The 3896-nt window shown below is 41.4% G+C and carries 2 protein-coding genes; both read left to right on the forward strand.

The genetic code is table 11. The features are described from left to right. Positions 1-242 precede the first annotated feature (242 nt). A complete protein-coding gene (locus HWQ41_RS19655) occupies positions 243-1307 on the forward strand; it encodes a serine/threonine-protein kinase (RefSeq protein ID WP_292766333.1) in 1065 nt (354 codons plus the stop codon). A 448-nt stretch (positions 1308-1755) separates the two neighbouring features. Further along, a complete protein-coding gene (locus tag HWQ41_RS19660; RefSeq protein ID WP_292766335.1) occupies positions 1756-3813 on the forward strand; it encodes a serine/threonine-protein kinase in 2058 nt (685 codons plus the stop codon). The last annotated feature ends 83 nt before the right edge of the window (positions 3814-3896 follow it).

The following is a 3896-nucleotide window of genomic DNA, read 5'->3' on the forward strand; positions in this document are numbered from 1 at the left end:
GCCAGAGACTGGAAACGAGGTTTTAAAAGGGTTTTGGCTTAAGTTGACACCAATGTACAGCTGTACGCTGTAAAGATTTTTAATTCATATTTAGTCTTTATTGTCAATCCGTAGATTCGACAGAAATTTATTTTTATTTTTTGAAAGATTTTAATGATTTGGCAAAGATCCAGTAATCTTACTGTTGCCAAAGAATAATTGTCGTAGAATTAGAGACATTTAAGAGCAAATATTTTATACTAATGCATCCCTTTTCTCAGAAAATAACGAATTCTCAAGAAAATATTCCCCAGCAAACTCAACTTGGTCAGATGTGTGGTTCCAAACGGCTATTTCGCGATCGCTATGAAATATTGCAAATTTTGGGTCAAGGTGGTTTTGGGATCACATTTTTAGCCAAAAATGCCGTATTACCTGGGAATCCCCTGTGTGTCATTAAACAGCTTTGTCCGAAAGTGACTAATCCTCAAAGTTGGCAAAGGGCATGTCTGCGCTTTGAAAAAGAAGCAAGAACCTTGGGTCAACTCGGTAGTCATTCGCAAATTCCCATGTTATTAGACTACTTTCAGGCGAATGGGGAGTTTTTTTTAATTCAAGAATACGTGCCGGGTTTGACTTTGGCACGAGAAGTCCGGCAAACTGGGCCCAAAAGTGAAGCCTCAGTTAAACAGTTTTTACAGGAATTATTACCTGTATTACAATATCTTCATAAACATCATGTGATTCATCGGGATATTAAGCCCCAAAATTTATTGCGGTGTGAGTATGACGGGCGGGTAGTGCTAATTGATTTTGGGGCGGTGAAAGAGCAATTAGTTGACGTTTGTGAAAACTCAATCAATCAAGCTGCAAACACCAATTTTATTGGGACTAGGGGATTTGCACCACCAGAACAGTTTTCTCTACGTCCAGTTTATGCCAGTGATATTTATGCGCTGGGTGTAACTTGTATTTATATGTTGACTGCTAAAAGTCCTTTAGAATTTGACTACGACGCGAATACTGGTGAGATATGCTGGCAAAAAGAGGTAAATATTAGCTACAGTTTTGCCCAGATTTTAGGAAAAATGGTGAAAATTACGTTAAATGATCGGTTTAAGACTGCCGATGAAGTGATGAAAGCTTTAGGTAATCAAAGCTATGTGCCTACTTTGGCTAACTGTCTAACTACCCAAAAATCTACACACAAATTAAATAGTAAAAGTATTACACAACACGAAAATTCTTACGAAACTCCTGATGTATACATGCCACCTGTCGCCAGAACTGCTAGTGCCATTCGCAAATGGCGAGCAAGGGTAAAATAAACGAGGTCGTAAAGTTAAGTTGAAGCTTGATTGAGCTAAAGTATCAAATTAACAATTAATAATGGGTGATTTAAAATATCAAAAACCAATTTAGTAAGCATTTTGACTAGATTTAATCGTCAGTAATGGTTAATTAATCAGGGTTTATCTTTAATACTTAGTCACTTATCAGTTGCCAAGATACAAGCAAAATTACTAGGGCTAGCACATGAAAAAAAAATTTATCTTCAGATTATTATATAATCGATAGAATAATTAATCTTATGGCTCTCGTAGTTTTCCACAGATGAGGAAGACTGACTACTATTTACAAACGCTAACTATATTAAGTAATTCCCCAATCCCCAGAACAGGGTTTTCTACCACAAGTAAGCGAGAGCTAATTTTTTTCAGGGAAAGTTCGGGGCAAACTTAGCCAAAGTTGTCATGCAGTCGCGCCTGTCAGATCATGATCTGCTGCTTAAATCCCGATTGCTCAAATCCCCTGAATCCCAATGGAAAGAAGTTTTGCCAAAGTTGTAACACCCCATTGGTGTCACTTTTAAGAAATCGCTTCCGTGTCATCCGAGTTCTTTCAGATGAGGGGGGATTTGGCAGAACCTATCTATCAGAAGATGTAGATAAACTTAATGAACGCTGTGTTATCAAGCAATTAGCTCCAAAATTCCAAGGAACTTGGTCGCAAAAAAAGGCGATGGAGTTGTTTGCTGAAGAAGCGCAGCGACTACAAGACCTTGGGGAACATCCCCAAATTCCGACTCTGCTAGCTTACTTTGAGCAAGATGGCTGCTTGTATTTAGTGCAGCAGTTTATCAATGGGGACAATTTGTTAAAGGAGTTGCAACAGCGCAAGGCGTATAACGCTAGGGAAATTCAATCTATTTTGCTAGATTTACTGCCCATCCTGAAATTTATCCACGATCGCAAAGTCATTCATCGGGATATCAAGCCAGAAAATATTATCCGTCATAAAAGTGATGGGCGATTAAGCCTGATTGATTTTGGTTCCTCAAAGCAATTCACCGCCAAAGTTCAGCAGAAATCTGGCACATCCATTGGTTCACATGGTTATTCCCCTTTAGAACAGATTAGAGATGGTAAAGCTTTCCCCGCCAGTGACTTGTTCGGTTTGGGGGCTACCTGTTTTCATCTGCTAACGGGAAATTCGCCCTTTCAGTTGTGGATGGAGTCTGGGTACGCCTGGGTGAGTAATTGGCGGGAATATTTGCGGAGTCCATTAACTCCTGAGTTGGATTTTGTGATCGACAAGCTTTTGAAAAAAGACATCCAAGAACGTTACCAGTCAGCCGATGAAGTCCTCAGAGACTTGACTCCAAAACAACTCCTCGCACTGCCACCAGCGGGTAAGTCGTCTGGGAAAATACCACCAACTAGAGCACCATCTTTACCAAAAAGTTATCCCTTACTGAGAATTTTAATCTTAATAAGTGCTTTGATTCTGTTGTTCGGCTTTGGAGAATCTTGGTATAAACATCTTCGCCAGATTCAGACCAGTTTGTTCTCTAGGCTGAGTCAGCATAATAGCCTTGGCAAAGATCAGGCGCTTTTAGGTCAACCACCAAAGATTACTTTGGGCGAGGTTTCCTTAGTTAACACCCTCCAAGGACACGAAAGCTCAGTTTTATCTGTCGCCATTAGCCCCGATGGGAAAACCATTGCCAGCAGTGGCGGCGATAACACAATCAAACTTTGGAATCTCGCAACCGGAAAACAAATCTCTTCACTCAAGGGGCATTCTCAGCAGGTGAATGTTGTGGCGATCAGCCCAGATGGGAAAACTCTGGTTAGTGGCAGTGATGACAACACCATCAAAATCTGGAATCTGACAACCCGAAAGCTAATTCGCACTTTGGCGGGGCATTCTGACTCAGTTCATGCCCTAGCCATCAGTGCTGATAGCGAGACTCTGGTTAGTGGCAGTGATGACAACACCATCAAAATCTGGCATTTAACAACAGGAGAGCAAATTCGGACACTGCTAGGGCATACATTCTGGGTGCGATCTGTAGCTATCAGCCCCGATGGCGTGCTTCTTGCCAGTGGCAGTTTTGACAAGACAATCAAAATCTGGAATTTAACAAAGGGATACTCAATCCGTACACTGGAGGGAAATTCTCAAACAGTAACAGCCGTAGCCATTAGCCCAGATGGTAAAACTTTAGCCAGTGCTAGTCGCGATGTCTACGACGGGCAACGCCTACGCACCATCAAACTTTGGAATCTAGTTACCGGAAGAGAAATTCGCACACTGGCGGGACATGCCAACACTGTCACAACCGTAGCCTTCAGTGCCGATGGTAAAATTATTGCTAGTGGTAGCCGCGATCGCACCATCAAACTCTGGAATCCAGCCACAGGAGAAGAAATTCTCACATTAACAGGGCACACCAACACCGTGACATCCGTCACCTTCAATCCTGATGGCAAAACCCTTGTCAGTGGTAGTGAGGACAATACTATTAAGATTTGGCGGTTGTCTCAGTGAAATCGGCGGTTAGAAACATTTACCTGGAAAATTCTTTAATCCAAAAACCCAAAACCAAAATCTAAAATCCAAAAATTGGATGA

The organism is Nostoc sp. NOS(2021) (assembly GCF_017115025.1).
GTDB lineage: Bacteria > Cyanobacteriota > Cyanobacteriia > Cyanobacteriales > Nostocaceae > Nostoc.

Coding starts and splice junctions, on each gene's coding strand:
- HWQ41_RS19660 (WP_292766335.1), top strand. CDS start 1,756: ATGATCTGCTGCTTAAATCCCGATTGCTCAAATCCCCTGAATCCCAAT.
- HWQ41_RS19655 (WP_292766333.1), top strand. CDS start 243: ATGCATCCCTTTTCTCAGAAAATAACGAATTCTCAAGAAAATATTCCC.